The organism is Bradyrhizobium ferriligni, from assembly GCF_056837965.1.
The window spans coordinates 1-19,364 of sequence record NZ_JBXEJO010000071.1 but is presented as its reverse complement, the minus strand read 5'-3'; the positions used below and the strand labels follow the sequence as shown (position 1 = coordinate 19,364).

At 58.4% G+C, this 19,364-nt stretch carries 9 protein-coding genes and 2 pseudogenes; 6 read left to right on the top strand and 5 right to left on the bottom strand.

What is annotated here, in order from left to right; all coding sequences use genetic code 11:
• Positions 1–420 precede the first annotated feature (420 nt).
• The 3 genes and pseudogenes from AC1VNY_RS33070 (at position 421) to AC1VNY_RS33060 (ending at position 4,537) form a co-directional block, all read left to right on the top strand.
• Positions 421–654: a hypothetical protein gene (locus AC1VNY_RS33070; protein WP_482408315.1), complete on the top strand. Its 234-nt coding sequence runs from the start codon at positions 421–423 to the stop codon at positions 652–654.
• A 1,652-nt stretch (positions 655–2,306) separates the two neighbouring features.
• Positions 2,307–3,193 (top strand): annotated as a pseudogene (locus AC1VNY_RS33065) (NEL domain-containing protein).
• A gap of 240 nt (positions 3,194–3,433) precedes the next feature.
• On the top strand, positions 3,434–4,537 hold the full coding sequence (locus AC1VNY_RS33060) for a YopJ family acetyltransferase (protein ID WP_482408314.1): 1,104 nt from the start codon (positions 3,434–3,436) through the stop codon (positions 4,535–4,537).
• Between the two features lie 483 nt (positions 4,538–5,020).
• On the opposite strand, the gene AC1VNY_RS33055 is transcribed toward AC1VNY_RS33060, so the two are convergent.
• Together AC1VNY_RS33055 and AC1VNY_RS33050 are read right to left on the bottom strand one after the other, a co-directional pair.
• Entirely contained in the window at positions 5,021–8,437 is a 3,417-nt protein-coding gene (locus tag AC1VNY_RS33055; RefSeq protein WP_482408313.1) for an autotransporter outer membrane beta-barrel domain-containing protein, read from the bottom strand.
• Positions 8,438–8,705: 268 nt separating this feature from the next.
• Positions 8,706–9,107 (bottom strand): hypothetical protein, encoded by a 402-nt coding sequence (locus tag AC1VNY_RS33050; protein WP_482408312.1) that lies wholly within the window; start codon positions 9,105–9,107, stop codon positions 8,706–8,708.
• Between the two features lie 237 nt (positions 9,108–9,344).
• On the opposite strand from AC1VNY_RS33050, the gene AC1VNY_RS33045 reads away from it, so the two are divergent.
• Positions 9,345–10,664, top strand: a complete 1,320-nt coding sequence (locus AC1VNY_RS33045; protein WP_482408311.1) for an MFS transporter — start codon at positions 9,345–9,347, stop codon at positions 10,662–10,664.
• Positions 10,665–11,873: 1,209 nt separating this feature from the next.
• Positions 11,874–12,134, top strand: a complete 261-nt coding sequence (locus AC1VNY_RS33040; protein WP_482408310.1) for a hypothetical protein — start codon at positions 11,874–11,876, stop codon at positions 12,132–12,134.
• Positions 12,135–12,887: 753 nt separating this feature from the next.
• Here the strand turns inward: AC1VNY_RS33040 and AC1VNY_RS33035 are convergent.
• From AC1VNY_RS33035 to AC1VNY_RS33025, 3 genes and pseudogenes are all read right to left on the bottom strand, one after another.
• Positions 12,888–13,088 (bottom strand): annotated as a pseudogene (locus AC1VNY_RS33035) (carotenoid biosynthesis protein); the annotation flags it as partial.
• Positions 13,089–13,432: 344 nt separating this feature from the next.
• The gene (locus tag AC1VNY_RS33030) at positions 13,433–14,971 is read right to left on the bottom strand and encodes a S10 family peptidase (RefSeq protein ID WP_482408309.1); all 1,539 of its coding nucleotides are present in this window, start codon (positions 14,969–14,971) and stop codon (positions 13,433–13,435) included.
• A 299-nt stretch (positions 14,972–15,270) separates the two neighbouring features.
• On the bottom strand, positions 15,271–16,917 hold the full coding sequence (locus tag AC1VNY_RS33025) for an ABC transporter ATP-binding protein (protein WP_482408308.1): 1,647 nt from the start codon (positions 16,915–16,917) through the stop codon (positions 15,271–15,273).
• Between the two features lie 552 nt (positions 16,918–17,469).
• Here AC1VNY_RS33025 and AC1VNY_RS33020 point away from each other — a divergent pair.
• The gene (locus AC1VNY_RS33020; protein WP_482408307.1) at positions 17,470–19,056 is read left to right on the top strand and encodes an asparagine synthase-related protein; all 1,587 of its coding nucleotides are present in this window, start codon (positions 17,470–17,472) and stop codon (positions 19,054–19,056) included.
• The last annotated feature ends 308 nt before the right edge of the window (positions 19,057–19,364 follow it).

Genomic DNA, 19,364 nt, shown 5'->3' with positions numbered 1-19,364 from the left:
CGAGAGGCTGGAGCCGATCATCATGGTTGTGGCAGAGGGAACGTTTGACCGGCCGCGCCGTGTTGGGCGCAACGATCGGCAATATACTCGAATTCTACGACTTCGGGACTTATAGCTTTTTCGCTATCCAGATCGGTCGAGCATTCCTCCCAGCGAGGGACCCGTTCGCCCAGCCTCATGCTGTCGCTCGCGACGTTTGGCGCGGGTTTCGTAACCAGACCGATCGGGGCTATCGTGCTTGGCTCGTACTCGGATCGGGTTGGACGCTGGCACATCATGATATGGCCGCAGATCACCGCGCTGCTGTAACCTATCCGGTGTTCTGGTGGATCGTAGAGAGCCGGGTGCATCGCGCTTTTCGGAGGCCTCGGCGCACTCACCTTCATCGGAACGGTTCCGTACAGCGCCTTCTATGTGAGCATGGCCGAAGGTTTGCCCAAAAGCATTCGCGGCGGCGCCTTCGCGACGATTTACGCTTTTGCGATAGCGATCTTCGGAGGCACACCTCAACTCGTCGTCGCCTGGCTGATCCACGTTACCGGGAACGCACTGGCGCGCCGCCTGGTACATGCTTGTCGCCAGCGCGGCCGGACTCTGTGCCATTCTGATGATGCCCGAGACGGCACCGCCGAAAATTCGAAGCGCAGCGAATAAGCGATGCCTATCGTAGCGTTGGACAATTTGTTCACGGGTCCCTTCCCGGTCATGTCGCGCCGCGTCAAGTTGGAAGTAGATCGGCTTTAGCGATGGGCAACGCTTGTCTCGATGAAGCGTTCGATTTTTCTAAGGAAGCTCTGGTGTTGCGCCGTGCCTTCTTGTCGGGTTTGGGTTGGCTCGGAAGAACCTGTCTGCCGCGCTCTTCTCACCCGGATCGCCGCTATCGTCCTGGACGACAAAATTCTCGACAGTCTACTGCCCGGCCATGCTGCAAAGGAATTCTACCAAGGCCTGTCAGCTTATCGACAGCTAAGCCTCATAACGTCACATGCCTATCCACACTGACCGGTCCCGCTGATCTCTCCTCGATCTGGCGAAGGATAATGGAATGGATCCTTAAACAATATCAAGCGAGTCAACGCCCCGGATTCCGTACGGACGTCCTGTGTCTAGCTGCAACTGCTCGGCGCGTGGATCAGGTGGCGTGTTCGGCGGTCGCAACCGGAGCCTTGATCACCTGCATATCGTTCGTCCGTTATTATCCATCCGCGGTGACAAGTATCGGCTTGAAAAGCGCCGATCCGGCGCATCTCCCCGATTTGGCGTAAGAGGCAGTTAATGGACACAGGGCGGGCCCAGCGCACCACCATTGCTCCCGAATCTTCCGAGCGAGCCCATCGGCAAGGTTGCCTGTGCGGTCTCACCCGGGCCGCAACGGAGTGGGTCGGAGCATTGACCAGAGCACGGGTCCCCACCGCCGATCCAACGAACCCTGAGGATCCTGCCGCCAGAGAGCCGTCGATGGACCAGCTCCTGGAGGGTTGGGCTGCCGAAGAGGGGCAGGGCGAACACGAAGACCGGCAAGAGGCCGTCGGACGAACGAGAGCTTTGCGGGACGCGGCAGCCAACGCGGATTGCCGCAGTGGCTGGAGCTTTCATCGCTGTCCTTGACCAGCTTGTCCGCCGCGCTCCAGCGCCTGACTGTCAACGACAATCAGCTCACCAGCTTGCCCGCTGCCCTTCCTGCTGAACTCCTGCGACTTTCCGCCACCAGCAACCGCCTAACTAGCCTACCCGCCGCCCTTCCGATCGGGCTCCAACGTCTCAACGTCGACCACAATCAGCTGGACAATCTACCCAATACCCTTCCGGCAACGCTTCGGGAGCTCGACGCTAGCGGCAATCGGCTGACCAGCCTGCCCGACCTCCCGGCCGGGCTTCAGCGCCTGAACGTCGATGACAATCAGCTCGACAGTCTGCCCGATAACCTTCCGGCAACGCTTCAGGTGCTCAACGCCCGCGGCAACCGGCTGGCCAGTTTGCCCGAGACACTTCCGGCTGGAATCCGCCAGTTCGATGCCGGCCGCAATCGGCTGACCACGCTGCCCGAAACCCTCCCAAGCGAGCTCAGTTGGCTTAGCATTAGCGGTAACGAGCTGACGAGTTTGCCCAACACCCTGCCGCCTTCGCTCTTGACTCTCTTCGCCGACCACAACGAGCTGACCAGCTTGCCTGAGACCCTGCTGACGCAGCTCAGCGCTCAATGCACCATTGATGTGGACGAGAATCCGCTGCCCGAGCGGGTGCGGACCAATCTGGCGGCAGCCCTCAACGCTGCGGACTATGTCGGCCCGAGGGTCTTCTTCTCGATGGGTGAAGCGGCGGAGCACGGTCAGGCCCGGCCCCTGGGCGAGGCAGTCGCGAGTTGGCTCGAGGACGAGCCGGCAACTGTAGCCGCCTGGCAGAGCTTCGCCGATAAGCCGGGTGCCGAGCAATATTCACGTTTCCTCGACAGGCTGAGGGATACCGTAAGCTATGGCAATGACGCGTTCGTGAGACGGTGGCGGAGGATCTGCGGCAAACGGCGACCAGGCCGCAATTGTGCGAGCAGTACTTTCAGCTGGCGATCGGAGCGAGTGCAAGCTGCGAGGATCGGATCACTTTGACCTGGAACGATATGCAGACCGCACGCCTGAACGCTGATGTGGAGGACAGGGCCTATGACGAGCGGCTCGACGAGCTCCTGCAGCAGGGCCGCGTCATGTTTCGCCTGGACGCATTAGAGCAGATTGCGCGCGATAAGGTCAGCTCGCTTCGCTTCGTCGACGAAATCGAGGTCTATCTCGCCTATCAAGTCAAGCTGCGCGATGTGCTGCAGCTGCAGCACATCGCTCCGAACATGCGCTTTTTCGCTGTCTCCCACGTCACCGAGCACGACATTGCCGCAGCCGAGACGTCGGTGCGAAACCAGGAGGCGACCGGATTCGCCGACTATCTGGCGACGCGCTGGCAACCTTGGGAGACGGTGGTGAGCCGCATCGCACCCCAGGCCTATAAAGCAATGCAGGAGCGGCTCTTCGCTGCGATGGGCGACGAGTTCAACAGCCGCCTGGCGCAACGGCTTGCCGAGCATGGTCTGACCGGCGACGCCGATGCCGAGCGGGTGTTGGGTGCCCAGATCAACAAGGAAATCGCCCGCGAGATCAAGGGCGCGCTGATGCATCAGGTGCTCGCAGACCGTGGCCTTGCGCTATGAAGCGCGCCCTTCAATTAAGAGGCATTAGGGACTCTTGACGCGGCTCTCATCATTGGTCCCCTGGAATCTTAGTCAACTGTGGCGCGCGCTTGCGCCATCGAGCAAGGACCGCTCATCCCGGACCTTCGACGGCGCTCAATGCCCGATTAAGACTCATATCAGCCCTTGCGGGCGAGCTCGTGGCGAGCCCGGTCGGGTTCCTTTCAACAAGAGGTAAGAATGGGCGGCTGCATATCACGAATGAGCGTACGGCGCGAGACTTCTCAGGACGATGGACAGACCCGGGAAGCTGATTTTGCCGCTGAGCTGGATTCTGTGCGATCGGCCTCGCCTCGATCCATTGATGAACGGGAGCACGCGGCCGGCCCCTCTAGCGAGGCCGATCGCGGAACCACGTCGCAACCTATTCGGCCGGCCCGCATTGACGAAAAGCTCCAGCTGCTTGGGCAAACACTTGAGCGCGCCAGCCAGGCGGGACTTTCGTCCGGCCTAGTCGACTACGGTCAGCAAGTCGCTCGCAATCTGGTTGCCGACATCCAGACCGACGAGAAACTGCTCTCTCTCGATGTCGACAATATTGATCGCTTAGCGGACAGCTACAACGAGCGCTACCCGGACCTTAATCTCAGATATATGGCTTCGCCTGCCAGTTTTCTCGAAGCGTTGACAGACCGATCATCGACTGGTGCCTGGCGTGCCATCGTACGGTTGGCAGATGGCGAGGCGCACCACTTTGCTGCGGATGTTCGAACCCGGGCCGGGGCGGCTCCGACGGTCATCGTGATGGAGCCGGCCGACCTTTACACCTTTATCGCTCCATACTCCCGACTGCGACGGGAAACACTACAACAGCTAGGGACGGAGCCGAAGTGGGCCTTTATCGGGGTTGGTGTGCAGAAATCTGCTAGCGACTGCGTGATGTTCAGCATGCAATCTGCACTGGCGGCACGCCAAAATTCATCAACCTTCGATGACTGGCACAACAATCTTCATCGGCACGGAACGATTGCCGACGAGCGGGATGTTTCAAGCGACTACATGGCTTCACCCGACGCCATGCTAGAACATGTCAATATAAACTTGTTTCACGGGGAGAGGGTGCTCCCGGCGCTGTTTTACAAGCATTCCCACTCGGGCAACGTCATCGAGGAAGCTGCAAGCAACCGGCTTGGTTTCAGAGACGAAGACGTGAGCACAAGCAGTCGCGCCCCCAAATCGGAGTCGTTGGCCGAAAGGCGCGACGCCTTTGCTGTCCAGCGCGGCCCTCTAAATTACAGTGCATCTATCGAGACGTCGCGGGCGACCAAGATCCGCAAGGCATTGGACAGGATGCTATCTGACTAGGACCAATCCACATTCAGGATTCCCGTAGATATGTCTGAAATCAATGCGTTCCGGACCTTTTGATTCGAATCGCATCGATCGGTACGATGCGCTAAGCGGGGCGCAAAGGGCTAGGGGTGTGCAATTCATCATTCGAGAAGCGCTAGTGTCCAGAACTGGATCGGTAAGGTCGCCATCCCCTCATCTAACGGTAATGGGAAGGGCGTCTATCAATCATGATCGACAACAATGTGCACGTGAAAACGTGGAACAACTTCATGTCTGACGCCGGCACGGCCGGCGCCCGATCGAAAATGAGTTCGTGGTGATCCACGAGGACCGAACGGCCGCCGGATCAGGTGGGCGTGAGCGCAGCCCGGCGTTCCGGACCTATGTCGTCAGTGGCGCTACTTGTCCCACCCTATAGCGGCGGCCGATCTGAAGGCCGCCAGGAACTGCTTCCGTCAGGCATCAAAGCGGTTCTATGGTGATTGAGCATGCGTATCAGAACTTCACGTTGAGGGTGGCATTCAGTCCGTTCTGGGTAATGCCTGAACCGAACTGGCCTTGATAGGCGATGCCAAGGGTGCTGGCGCTCGAAAGCTGGAAGTCCAGACCGGATTTCACGAGTGCCACATCCTTGCCAATGGATACGCCTGAAGCTGCAAAAGCGCTGGAACCTGCAGCAAAGCTGGCTGTCGACAGCGGAATAATGTCACCTAGGGCATGACGCCAGCCAACGTCAGCGCGCGCAGTCGTGGCAATGTGGCCAAGTTGAAAACGGGTCGTCGCGTAGACGCCGAGCGTGGAGAGCGTCGTATCCATCGTGTCAGCGCGAACATCAAGCGCCGCCCCGTTCAAGCCCCTTTCGTAAAAAGCATCCGTCGCGACGCGAACGTGGGCAAGATTGGCATAGGGTTCGATCATGGAAGACTTGCCGAGGTGAACTTTGTAGCCCAATTCTCCAAAGATCTGGAAAGTGCCTGCATCGCGATCCGAGATCAAGTTGTCGTTGAACCCTGGGAATCTAACGTTGCGGCTCATCTCAAGATCGTGCCATGTGTAGGCAATGCCTGAGCGGAATGCGACGGCCCCTTCCGGTGCGGTCCACTCGGTTCCGGCATAGGTCCCGAACGTGTAATTGTCACTGCGGCCTGACGAAGAAGCAGCGCCAGCCTTGAAAGTGGAGCGGCTATAGCCAGCAAGAACACCCAAGCGCCAGTCCTCAAATACCGGCCTGTCGATACCGGTCATGAAGCCGCTGATGCTGGATCTGGTGCTTGCGGCATTGCCGTCACCTGATTGGGTCGTCCATCCGCCAAAGGCAGAAGCCCACGCGGCATAACCCTGCAGGTCATAGGTTGGCGGATCAGAAGACGCCGCGGCGATGGCACCGATGGCAGGGACGGAATCGCCACCTGGCCTTTTCTGCTCAGGACCATAACCTATTGCATTCATCGCTGATGATGGCGCCCCGCCAAACGCCTGTTCCAGGCGGTCGTAGACCGCCGATCGCGCATAGAAGCTGTCATTGATACGTCTGCCCTGTTCGGAGGCATAGATGGAGGGCGAGAGCTGTCGCAGCGCAGATGTCACCGCCGTTCCGTCAGGCGAGGAGAAGTCGAGTGCCGCGACGAGCGGGTGCAGCCCCGACGCAGCGTTGCCAGCGACTTGATCGAGCGCCGCACCCACCTGACGGCTGTTGGCGTCGGCTCCATATCGCGAGTAAGCATCGGATGGGCGGGAGAGCGTCAACGCATAGGTGTTGCCACCCTCGGCTGTAGCACTCGCCAGCAAGGTCGGTGATTGCAGCGATGTCGTCACGTTCGCAAACGAGCCCCAGAGATTTGTTGCATTCAGCCACTGATTGGAGGAGAAGTTGAAGCCGCTGCCATACCAGCCACGCTGCGGGGTGATCGTGAGCGTGCCGTCGAGCGTCGCATTGCCGTTCACCACCAGACGACTAAACGCACCGCTATCATTCACCGCGACCTGCAAGCGACCGGTCGAGGTCTGCAGATAGTCGCCATTCACCGTTATGCTGTTGTCCAGGCGACCGATAAGCGGCGCGACAGTACCGCTATTGGTGAAGAGGCCATCGGTATTGAGCAGATAACTGCCATTGCCGGACAAGGCTGCGGCCTGCGCGACAGTCGCGTCATACAGTTCATGATTTCCGGTCAACAACGTGACGCCGCCCGACAACTGCAGCGACAGGTTGCGTCCAATGATATTCCCTTCATAGCGGGTCGCAAAGCTTTGGTCGGGCTCCTGCGTTGAGTGACCGTTCGCGTCAGGCGTCATACCGAATGTCAATTTGGTCAGCCGCAGAGCACCTTTCTCGTCAAGCTGGGCGTAGTCAGACAGGATGTCCCCTGACAGCATTGCGCCACGCATTACATTGATCTCGCCGACATAACCGTTGTTCGACATGTACATCGCTGCATGACTGCCAGCCAGGCGCCCGGTCAGATCGAACTTGCTGACGAGGGGGCCCTCGATTTCGTTCAGCATCGGCGCCGCGTTATTGCCGATCGTGTGAATATACGATCCACGATATTCATAGTCATTGCCCATCGCGTTGTTGCCAAAGTCGAAACTTGCTGCGATGCCATGCTCGCCGAGAGCCTGCACGTTTCCACGCTGAGTAAACGTATGATTCTTGCCATAGGCGAACATGACGCCGCGCCCATAGGCGCCGTCGGCGTATACGCGGGTCTCAGGCGGAATTATGATCTGATTGTTTTTGCCATCGACGCGGATGCCAGCGCCCCCTGCTCCTTTCGAAAGCAGGTCGGCATGCTGGACCACAGTATTGCCGCTGCCATAGACGTGCAGCCCAAGTCCGAGCGTGGCCTTGTTGTATGTATTTGGCAGATAGACGGTGCCGTCAGCGTTACGAGCGAAGAAGGGATTGTCGTTTACCAGATTCTGGCCGTTTCCGTAGATTGAATAACCGAAGAGTTTGCGCCGATCGATGCTGTAGCCGATATCCTGCAAGGCGGCGATCTCCGCCTCCATCAAAGAGGTGTAGTTACGGTATCCCTGGTGGCTCATCAGGCTGTTCTTAAGCTCGATGTGCGAGGCGAAGGGTACATCCCGGCGTTGACCATGCTCGTCCATCACTCGCACCGGAATACCTGGCATTGCGCCGGCGAGCACTTCACTCACATGCTTGCCGGCGAAATAGCCCTGATCGTGACGCAGGTCAAAAACGTCGTCAGCGCGCGGGTTCGCGCAGACGGCGCAATAGATCGTCTGTCCAGGCTTGGCTTGTTTGCCATTGTCGTCGTACAAATGCTCTGTCCAAGCATTTATCTTTTCCGGGAAATACGTTGATAGCGGCCCAGGGAAGTCCGGGTATGGTTCATAGCGGATAGTACTGCCGATTCCGAGATCATGGCCGAGCTCATGGATCATTACCGGTGTAAGACCTATCTTTGGAGTCATCGGCAATTGCGAAGGGATGTATGCTTCGGATGAAAATCCCATCTGGCCGATTGTAACCATGGCATGCGCGCCGTATTGCAGCTCGCCCGGATCTTGACCCGTGAGTGCCGCCTGCACTTTGGTGCCGCCACCGGGGGACGTATCGAAACTGGCATATGCGGTGTTATCGCGAATTCCACCGATGTTGACGAGGGCCGGCGACTGCCCCGGTATGACGTTGATGATCTCGGCCCAATGCCGAATCGCCGCAAGCGAATGATCTACTTCCCATTGCGGCAAATTTCGCAGCGAACGCTGCCGGCTGCCACCTTCTTCTCCCCAATAAGGGCCATCGCCGATACCGAATATCCGAGCCCGCATGAAGGGCACACCGTTCGAAGCGCGGACATCGTAAATTTCAACGGCTCTACTGGGCGAACCTAGCAACGCATTAACCGTAAGTATGATGGTCGTGACTGTCTTCGTCTTCATACTACACTTTCTATTCGAGGCATTGATTGCGGGCGTGCTTTGCCATCCAACTTCGCCCGCCCGTGCACGCAGATGCGCGAGCGAAGCGCGGCCGTCTTGGTCAGACATCGGCCGCACACCTTCGCGGCCATCGCCTGACGGCAGCACTTCAACACGAAAAGAAGCCTATTTTCCTGGGTTGGCCTTGATAAAACCAAGTCCACTCACGAGGTGGGTCCACATTGCTGGTGACTTGATTTCAACTTCCCGGAGTTCAGACTCTGGCGCGTCACGCTTTCCATTTGCGTCCCGCCGAGCCGCGGCTCGCCTGACCGAATATGACCGTTGATGTCTGCGGCGCCGCGCCGATGTCGATCAATTTCATGGTACCGTCAACAATGCGAACCCCCATTGTCTTTTGATCGCACGAAGATCCTGCATTCTGCAGCGGACCAATCCCGACAAGGCGGCGGCTGCGCGCAACTAACAAGCAGCAGAGCAAAAGCCGGGCCAAATCGCCTGACGCGTCCGCTGTGAGCAACCAGCCGAACGCAGCAACACGCGGCGGTCCTTCGGTGTGAAAAGCGGTCACCGCCTGTTCGGCGCCCGCCAATGTTGTCGCAAACGCGCCATTGCACGGGAGTACAACGACGGACCCGCCCGACAAATTGCAGTGCGTTCCTTTATTCATGTTCGCTGGCGATTGCCGCGATCAGTTCAAGATTTGAAAGGAGCTGCAGCAGACAGGCATTTTTATTGCACTTAACGCCCTGAGCTCGTCCTGGCCCGCGTCAGGCACATGTGGAGCACCGGAGCGCGTGTCCGGCCACCTCAAGCTAGACGACGTGTAGAGAAAGTGGAATGCAACGGGCGCGACTTGGCCGATCTAAATGTTCGGGCCAGCGATCGCGCTCGAGACGGATCGAGGATGGCCAGGCAATTTACTCGGAAGAGGCTGGAGCCGGTCCTCGTTGCGGCAGGCCAACGCTTGACCGGCCGCGCCGTATTGGGCGCAACGATCGGCAACATTCTCGAATTCTACGACTTCGGGACCTACAGCTTTTTCGCGATCCAGATCGGTCAGGCGTTCTTCCCGGCGGGCGACCCGTTCGCGAGCCTCATGCTGTCACTCGCGACGTTTGGCGCGGGTTTTGTGACCAGGCCGATCGGGGCCGTCGTGCTCGGCTCGTACTCGGATCGGGCCGGCCGCCGGCCCGCAATGACCGCCAGCTTTGCAATGATGAGCGCCGCAATCCTTTTGTTGGCGGTTACGCCCTCGTACGAGACAGTAGGAGTTGCCGCTCCGTTGCTGGTCATTTTCGCACGTTTGGTGCAGGGCTTCGCACTGGGCGGTGAAGTTGGTCCGACGACCGCCTATTTGATGGAAGCGGCTCCGGCCGAACGGCGCGGTCTTGCTGTCTCGTTCCAGCCCGCCAGCCAACAGATTGCTGCGACGGCCGGAGCGCTTGTGGGAGAAATACTCTCCCTTACCATGACAAGCGAGGCGCTCAGTGCTTACGGATGGCGGATCGCGCTTTTACTCGGCGCCGCTACGCTGCCGTTCGGACTCTGGTTGCGGAGCAACCTGCCCGAAACGTTGCACCGCGCAGACACGTCGGCTCCCGGCGTTCAGCCTGTAAGGAGATCGCCAACCGCTCGCCGCATCATGAGTCTGGGATTTGTCATTTTGGCCAGCTGCACGATCATCACCTATGTCACGGGATATATGACCACCTATGCGCTGAACACCTTGCAGGTTTCCGCGCCTCTCGCCTTTGGCGCCACACTTATCAGCAGTACGGTAGGAATTGCCGCCGCACTGCTGGGCGGGTGGCTCGCGGACCGCGCGGGCCGCCGGCACATCATGATTTGGCCGCAGACCGCTGCGTTGCTGATGACCTATCCAGTGTTCTTCTGGATCTCGCAGAGCCGCAGTGCTCTCGCACTTTTCGGAGGCCTCGGCGCGCTCACCCTGATCGGAACGATTCCGTATAGCGCCTTCTATGTGAGCATGGCCGAAGGTTTGCCTAAGAACATTCGTGGCGGCGCCTTCGCCACGACCTACGCTTTTGCCATTGCGATCTTCGGAGGTACAGCCCAACCCATCGTCACCTGGCTGATCCACCTGACGGGGAGCCCGCTGGCGCCGGCCTGGTATATGCTTGTCGCTAGCGCGGCCGGCCTCTGTGCCATGCTCATGATTCCCGAGACTGCGCCGCTCAAGATTCAGAACGCTGCGCTCAGGTAAGTCCGTCATAGCACTGGACAATTTTATTGCGGGTCTCTTCCGCCTGACGTCGCGCGCTCGCGCCGGTCTGCAAGAATGTAGATCTCCGCCTTTGACGTGGTCGTTCGCGCGGGGCCATCGAGACGGACGGCGCAGATGGCCCCGAGAGCACCCGGGATTGCGTCGACGGTCACCGGCTTCATCATACTGCCGAGCGCTCGCAGCGCTGACACGACGCAATCGACGGAGCGCCCGGAGCTGAGAAGCGAGGACGCCCGGCTTGTCCGAAGTACCAAGCTAGTTCGCGCCGCGGTTCTCAGCGCGTTCAAAGACGGGTCCTGGCAAGGTCGATTTCGCCGAGGATCTCCGGTTACATGTTTCGACGCCTGCCCTGTGCCTGGTTCATTGATAGGATTGTGTCATCAGAAGTTCCGGCCCGCAGCTTAGCCACGGCAGCTAGCCAGAAACTCGGTTTCCAACTCACTTCATACTTGCCTTGCATGGGCTTCCAACTGCTGCCAGCAAAAGGAGCTCGAGGGCATTCACGAGGGCGGCCGCTTTTCAGTCCAGACGTGGTAAGGCGTGACGGTAGCAGGGCGATTGACCGGTCACCTCACCCCGCTTCAGGCTGCCGACCAACCTAGGTCGATCCTAGTCTCGATGACATCGCGGGCATCTAGATACCCCTCGGCCCGCTTCTTGGCCTCTTCGTCACTATGGCTGGTGAATTCATAGGTACCCGCGCGGCTCCTGCCGCATCGACCGCGAACGCCACGTGCAATCTAAGTCCTACGACCATTCTCGTTCATTGGATCAATCGGCAGGACGTTCCAACCCGGCGCAAAATTTCAAGGAATGAGGGATGCAACGAACGTCTCGGGAGACTGCTCGCTCAATCCCATGCGCAGATTCACATAGTACAATTGACTTGCATGCCAATGGCGAGCCTAATTGGTGGGTTGCAAGGCTTATAGAGAGAACCAGTGAATTTTGGAACGTCTGCGCAGGCCAGATTTATCGTTCGAATGGGGACCTCTGGCTGGATGGTTTATTATCGAGAACGCAAGGGACCAGCGTTGATAAAGGACAGCCGCCTGGCCGAGAAACTGACAAGGCAACAGGCTGAACACATAAAAGAGAGCCTGACGAACACTCGGGGCAACGACCAAACTTAGTCCTTCGTTGTCCTGGTGCTCGGTTGGCGCCCGCAATCTAGTAAGGGTCAAATCCTTGAGCCTCGATTGGGCAAACGCAGTCCCGATTCTCGTGATCGTTACCGGCCTCGCGCTGGTGCTTGTCGGCCTCGTCGGCATCATGCGGCGCCGAGGCCCCGAGGGACGCCAAGCCGCGCAAGCAAAAGAAGATGTGTCCGGATCCAGTGAGCCGCCGAAATCCCCGAGCGCCAAAAAGCGGCACAAGAAAGCGCGGCCTACTGAAAAATTTCCCTCGAAGGACCTGGAGGCTCGGCCAGCCGATGAAGAAGAAAACTGAATGGCACAAACCATAAGCTCTGCACCGAGACCGCCCCCGAAGAGACAGGACTTCACAGCTGCTATCGCCGCAATGCTCACGACGCTCGCTTGACTGCACGGACGAGTTCGCATTCGCATACAGCAGGATTCGCCAGGACGCCTAAAGGCAGGGACGCGTCGTAAAATCCGCATTGGCCGCATCTGCGAACCCGCCGCACTCAAGCAGATATCAATGGCGATGCCTGTATTTACGACACGGTGCCGCTGTGGTGTAAGAAAGTACTGTGCAAAACGGTTTTCATCTCGCACTGGAGCGATGCTGGGTGAATGGACGCCAGATCGAGAATTTTCTTCATGGCTCGAATCCGCACGACGCGGAAGCGTTGAAGCCAGCTTGCACCGCATCCGACAAGCCACTAAGGCAGCCGCCTGAACTGGGCCATTTCGCATTGCTCGCACAGCAGCCGAACTTTCTTCAAGGAAGGCATTTGCCGAGAATATCGATCTAGGCGTCTTCTAAGAACCTGCAGGGACAGGAGTGCGCCTCATGTCCAATCCCGCTTGGAGCAAGCTCGCAGGCCGTGCCCGCCCGAGTCCGAGCCCGGGGGATCCCGTTAGCCATCCCGGTCGCTTGATGGCGCCAAAACAAAACCCGGGCCCAAACTTTCCGCGAGCGCGACGGGTCTTTATGTCCAATTGGCTCACGACGAACGCAGCGACGACTAGCAGAGCTTTCAAGTTGAAAGGCCAATCGAGCTGACGATCGGTGCCATCAAGTAGGATCGGCGTCACTGTCCACGAAAAATAGCCAGCCCGAACCAGAACGGTCCGATGATGAGTGGAACGAGGCCGATATGGGGAGATCCGCGCTCAACTCGAAATGATAGCTGCCGAATGGAAAGCCCGTAGCGGTGCCGAGGCTTTCCATCGTGAGCGCAATCGTGCTGCACGAAGCAAACAGGATTGAGGCTCGGCGCGGATCATAGGCAAGAGCGGCGGATCAGAGCGCAGGCGATGAAGATTGCCGCGAACGCTTGCGCGAGCGGATTTTCATTCCAGGAAAAACCGATTGCGGCTGCGAGAATGCTGGCGATAGCAGCCCAAAGTGCAATCTCCGGCCAAATCCAGAGCCTGTTGTCCGAAATACCGTCTCGTCTCGTTGTGTTTGCCCCATCGTAAGTGACGGCGCAGACGACGAATCATAGCCGGCGTCTCGCGCCTCGAAGCGGGCGTTAGGACTTCTTCTGCACTCGCTGAGAGAATGTGACTGCGCGCGCCGGAACACGAGCTTGCTTGCGATCAAGTTCGTCGCCGGCACTACTTCATCATCGCTTCGACCTCTGTACGAAAAGCTTGCCGCGAACTGTCCCGCGAATAGAACATGTGGCCGCCGGGAAAAACGACAAGTTTGATGCGCGGAGCCGAAGCAAATGGCGGCAATTGATCGAGCAGGATTTGTGATTCGAAATACGGAGTGACGAGGTCAAACAGGCCGTGCCCGACCAGCAGTTTCATGTTCCGGTCCGTTGCCAGGATTTGGCGTAGCTCCGAGAGCGACTCGGGAGGGCTGCGGCCGAAGTCCCAAGCCTGGACGACGGTGCCGTTCAATAGCTCATAGGAGCCGTCGGGCCGCCAGTTAAGCTTGCGAGTCAGGAGATCGACAGTGGCGCTAGTCAGAGGCGCCAGCAGTGTATCGCTCGAGGGATCCCCGGAAAGGTGAAGATCCGAATCCGGATATGGATCTATGCCATGCACCGAGGCGTCATAATTGCCGATGAGCTTTCCGTTCTTACGATCGAATTCGCGGCGGAACTCGGCTAGGTCGAAGCGACCCGCGAGCCGGCGACTGATCGCTTGGTCGATCCCGGTCAGCGCGGCAGTCTTGTCGGCCAGACGCATGGTTGCTTCCTTGTCCGCCTGGCCCTTGATGAGGTCGATCAGATACTCCCCGCGTGCATAAGCTTCCACGTCGGCGAGATCGGCTCGCTTCACCGGACCTTCTGCTTCACGCAGGGTAGCGACATAGCTCGGCAGTCTTGCGACGTACTGCAGCAGGCTCGTGCGGGCAAACTGACTGGAGTCGAATCTTGGCGAGACCATGATCAGGCCCTTGACACCTATGCCCTGCCGCATCTGCAACTGCTGCACAACCTTTGGCCCGCGAATGCCCCCATAGCTTTCACCCACAATGTATTTCGGCGACAACAGCCGGTCATGCTTTTCGAGCCAACGGCGTACCACCAGCGCGAGCGAGTCGACGTCGCCCTCAACGGAGAAGAACCGCTTGCGCACGTCATCGCTGGTCCCCACGAAACGGCTGTAGCCGGTGCCGACGGGGTCGAGAAACACCAGATCGGTGAAATCGAGCCAGGTTTCCGCGTTTGGTCTCGCCGCCGGATTTGTCGATGGCGTGACCTCGTCAGCATTGATCGGCAGCCGCCACGGTCCGGCATTGCCGAGTTGTAGCCAGGCCGATGATGAACCCGGTCCGCCGTTGAAAAAGAACGTTACCGGGCGCATGCCGCGATCGGTGCCGTCGAGCTGATAGGAGGTATAGACGATGTCAGCCTGCGGCTCGCCCTTGTCGTCGAACAGCCGGATGGAGCCGGCGGTCGCGACGAAAGCAAGCGTCCGTCCAGGGAGCTCAAGCGTGTGCCTGGTGCTGCAGTCCGGCGGCAGGCGATGTGGCTCAGCAGCAGACGGCATACTCGGCGTTTGGCCGCCGCTAGTCTTTTGGCCGGACGGCATCGTGACCTGGGCGGGCCGCGGCGGATCGTCGGCTTGCGCGCTCCCCATTACCCCGCAGGCAAACAGAATCAGTGCAAGAGAAGTACGGTACAGTGCGATCAGCTGCATCGGGTTTTCCTGGTCCGGCGCGCACCTTGGTACGCGAGACGTGCTGTCAAAACTGCCGTACCAGTAACTCGTGCCAGGGAACTACAAACCTACTAGATCCAGTAGTGGCGACCACCGTGCCGCGAGCCGCGATGGGAATTCCCGAGACGACGTGACAGCAGGAACGTCCCGTTCTGTCCAGATTTAGCCACCAGATTCGCCGGCCCGCTGTTGGCAATGGCTTGGTTCGTCTAACTTGCAGACATTCCGTAATCGGCAATCTAAGATCGGTAGACGTGCGGGCTGAGCATCCGCCTCGCCTATGCCTGACAAGCGCAGGGGGTCAGATCGACCACGACGTCGGTTGTAGAAATGACGCCTCTGCGATGCGTAATCGCCAGCACGGTCACATCTTCCGCCAGGCTACGAATATGGTCCATGATGTCCCGTTCGGTTCGCTCGTCAAGGGAGGAGCTGGCCTCGTCGAGAAGAAGGATCGCGGGCTGGCCATAGAGCGCACGGGCAATAGCGATACGCTGGCGCTCCCCGCCTGAAAGCTTCAAACCGCGTTCTCCAACAGTTGTTTCAAATCCTTCCGGCTGCGCCTCGATGAAAGGGAGAATAGCGGCTTTTTTCGACGCGGCGCGAAGGCGCACCTCATCGCGGGGCCGTCCTAGCAGAATGTTGTCGGCTAGCGACTCATTGAGCAACATCACGTCCTGCGGCACGACAGCAACTGCAGCATACCAAGCCGTGCGATCGATACCCGTTATATCAGTTCCATCGACCAGAATACGGCCGCAGTCTGGCTCGATTGATTTCAGGACGAGCCTAAAGATTGTCGACTTCCCCGATCCCGTTTCGCCGACCAGAAAAGTAATCCCGCCGCGTCCAGCCAAAAACGAGACGTTCGTAACGCCACGACCGTTTTCGTAGGCATAACCAATGTCCTCGAAATATATCTGGCCAGCGGAGGGCGTGAAATCATGAGCATGGGACGTTCGCCGCTCTTCTGGTGCGCCCCACAGTCTGATGAGAGGGATGAGGTCCGCGCGCGACCGCGACGCGTCAGAGATCGCGCGCGCGACCATCTCGAAGGGCATACTGAGTTGGAGTATAAGCGTATTGAATAGCACAATGTCGCCGATCGTAACCACGCCGGCCTGGTAGTCAGGAACTAGAAGGAGAAGAGTGACAGCAAATTGTAGCGCGACGGCTAAGCCGAGCACGGCGATGTAGGGCAGTCGTTGAAGCACGTAGGCTCGAAAGTTATCGCGCACTTCCCGCGCTTTCATCGTAAAGCGCTGGCTCATCCAGGCATGACTGCCAAAATGGCGCAACGTGTCCATGGCGTTCATGACATTGCCGACGAAACGCGCATTCTCCTGACCGGCATCGACGGCCCGGTCCAGAAATACGCGCGCCTGACGCGTCGAACTCCAGGTCAATGTAATCGCGGCAGCCCCATAAGCGACGACGATTGCAGCGATCTGAATATTGACGAGCGCGCCCAGAGTAGCGATCGTAAGCAGAAGCTGCGCTGCAGCAGGGAAGAAGATCGTAGTTGCAAGCTGGACCATCGTGATCAACGCGCTGCGGCCGCGCGCGGCCGCACTCTGTATTTCCACGGGATTGTGCTCAAGAAAAAAGGCTGCGGTTTTTCTCAGGATTCGATCGAAAAAGCGAGTTGCAGCGATGAAGCCAAGGTTCTCTGCTGTCATAAAGGAAAGATACTGCAGCATACGCTGAAATGCGGACGCAATTCCATGCAGGACCGCATAGCCAGCGAAGCCCCAGGCGAGCACCGACGCGCCTTCACTCCGCGGCAGACGATCAATCAGAGACGAAAATACATAGGGGGCTGCGACGCTGCTCGCGCTTGAGATGAGCACCACCGTGGCAACGACGAGAAGCAGGCACCGATCGGACCGCCAGTATGCATGCAAGATTTCGGAAATCGGCGACAACGCTGTCTACTTTGACATATCTGCGACACGTCGAGGGAACGGCGTGCTTTGCTTTGCGCAGAGAACTCCATCGCCTCGTTCGCACGATCTAGATTTGAAACGAACTCGCGTAAAGGTGTTCGATGCGGGCTCACAAAAATTTGCTATCGCTAACCGGTGGGCTTCAAATGAGCTCTGTCCAGCGCTGTCATGCCCCCCCAGTCTTGGTAGGTTGTCGCCGGGCTTCTCACATGAGATACGTCATGTTGCGGCCGACAACTGCCGCGCCACACTATCCGGCCTCTTACTGAAGCATAGGATGCCGAGACGACAAGAACCCGATCCGTAAGGAACACGACATGAAGAGTGCAACTGCAGACACACGCAAACGGCCCGCGTCCGATGCAACTGACCTTCCTCTACCGGTTCTGCCGCCCCCCACTATCAAGACGCCAAAGGGACCTCTACCTAACGATAGTGCCACGGAGGGCTGGCTTTAAGATTGATTGCATCATTCTTCACTCCCTGTTGCCGCCCCTCACACGAGGGGCGCTCGGGTTTGCATCAAGAACAATGCTCAAGGCTACTCTGAGAATAGGTGATCTGGAAAACTTCGATCCTGCCGTCAAAGACTGCTCAATAGCAATTGGTGAAAGCTACATCCGGCCTTTCCAGCATAAGAGCCTTGAGAGCCTTTTGCTAAAGAACTCTGACCAGTGGTTCTTCGTCATACGGGAGCGTCAACGAGTAGCAGACGAGTTTGGCACCCATTCCATCGCCATAGCTAACGCTGCTGCGGATCAGCTTCGTCAGCACTACCGACAATGCATGCACTGGCCGCTCGACTTTGTCGTGATCGAGGCCGCCCGTCGAGGTCCTCGCTTGCGGGTACGAGCTGGCCATATCGGCAGCCTGCCGATCTACTTCCACGTGGAGGAACGCACTCGTACGGTTACGCTCTCCTGGGATTTCGTCGATTTTTTGAGTACATCGCGAGCGATTGATGCAGAGATCATAGCTCATCACCTGTCGATGAGAACGTTTTACTCTGCGCGGCAGCCCTGCGCGGGGATTAACTTACTGACTGTTGGCGCAACCTTGTACGTCGACAGGTCGGACACGTCTTTTGAGTACGGCTCATTAAATCCGTTCACTGACGAGCTCGCTGGGCGGGAACAGAGCAGTGGTCTCCTTGAGTTTGCGGATACTTTGCAAGAAGTTGTCCTTTCGCGGCCAACGGGCATTTGTGCAAGCGCTGTGGAGCTGAGCGGAGGTATGGATTCCGCTTCGGTCGCGATTGCTGTCAGCAAAAGCGTGGAACCGCTAACATGTGGCGGCATACTGCTGGGCGACGGGAGTAGCCCCAGGCAGTCTGATCGGCGAGCGCGCATTTTGAGTGCACTGAATTGCCGCGATCACCCTCTTGAAATGCATACCCACATGCCGGCGATTGATCTGGATCTTGCTCCAGAACGACGCCTGCCACTCACTTCAGAGTATTACCTCGAGGCGTTTGAGGCGCTCTGGGACAGGTTTCGCGCGGACGGCTGCGAAATCGTCTGGTCCGGCATAGGCGGCGACGAGCTTTGCGCTTGCTCCACCACCGAAGAGAGGCCCCCCAGATCTTCGTCTTCGCGTCACTTGGAGATCGCCGTTGAACTTGCAGAAGGCCTGTTGACAAAGCGCGCGCTCGACGCGGCTCATTCATCTTTCCTTTTTAGCGCGCCGCTTAGCGCGACCGTATCCACATTTCTGCTTGCAAGCCTTTGTCATGCTCGTCCACTCGCAAAGCGCGGACTTTGGCCCGTTCGCCCGCTAGGCGATCGGAGATTGATTGATACTGCAGCGAAACTTCCACTTGCACTTCGCGAGGGCAAGGAAATATTCCGCTCTTACCTGCATAGTCGGCTGGGCCGTGATGTGTTTCCGCCCGGTTATGTAAAGGAGACTTTCGCGCTTGTGTTACCAAAGGCGATCGCGGCTCGCGCAGACACAATTTCATCGCAACTTTCCTCATGCGCCCTGGCCGACTTCGGCTTGGTTGCGCAAGAGTCCGTTATGGCGCTCTTGAATAGGGTGTTAACAACGCACGAGTTTTCTGCAACGAGCGCCTTGGTTCGCTTCCTGTGGGCGGAACGCTTCGTTCGGCAACTCTGTTGAGCACGCCACCATCGACAATTACCTGTCACAACACTTGCTAAGCAAGGAATGGGTGAGAAGTGGACGGTCTCGCTCATCGGCACGATGGAACGAGACAGTGTCGGCGTGCAGCGGCGGCGCTCTCGGCAGAGCACGCGACACTAGACGCCACGGCTTACTCCTGTTGCGTCATGTCGTTTTAGCCGCACTTACCGTTAGATAGATTGTGAGCGTCACGAGAGGAGCACTGGTGCCCGGGCTTGACTTGCGCGGAATGCTCTGGATAGCCCGGTCGGGATGATTGACGCTGCCGGCGCGCGGTGATGGGG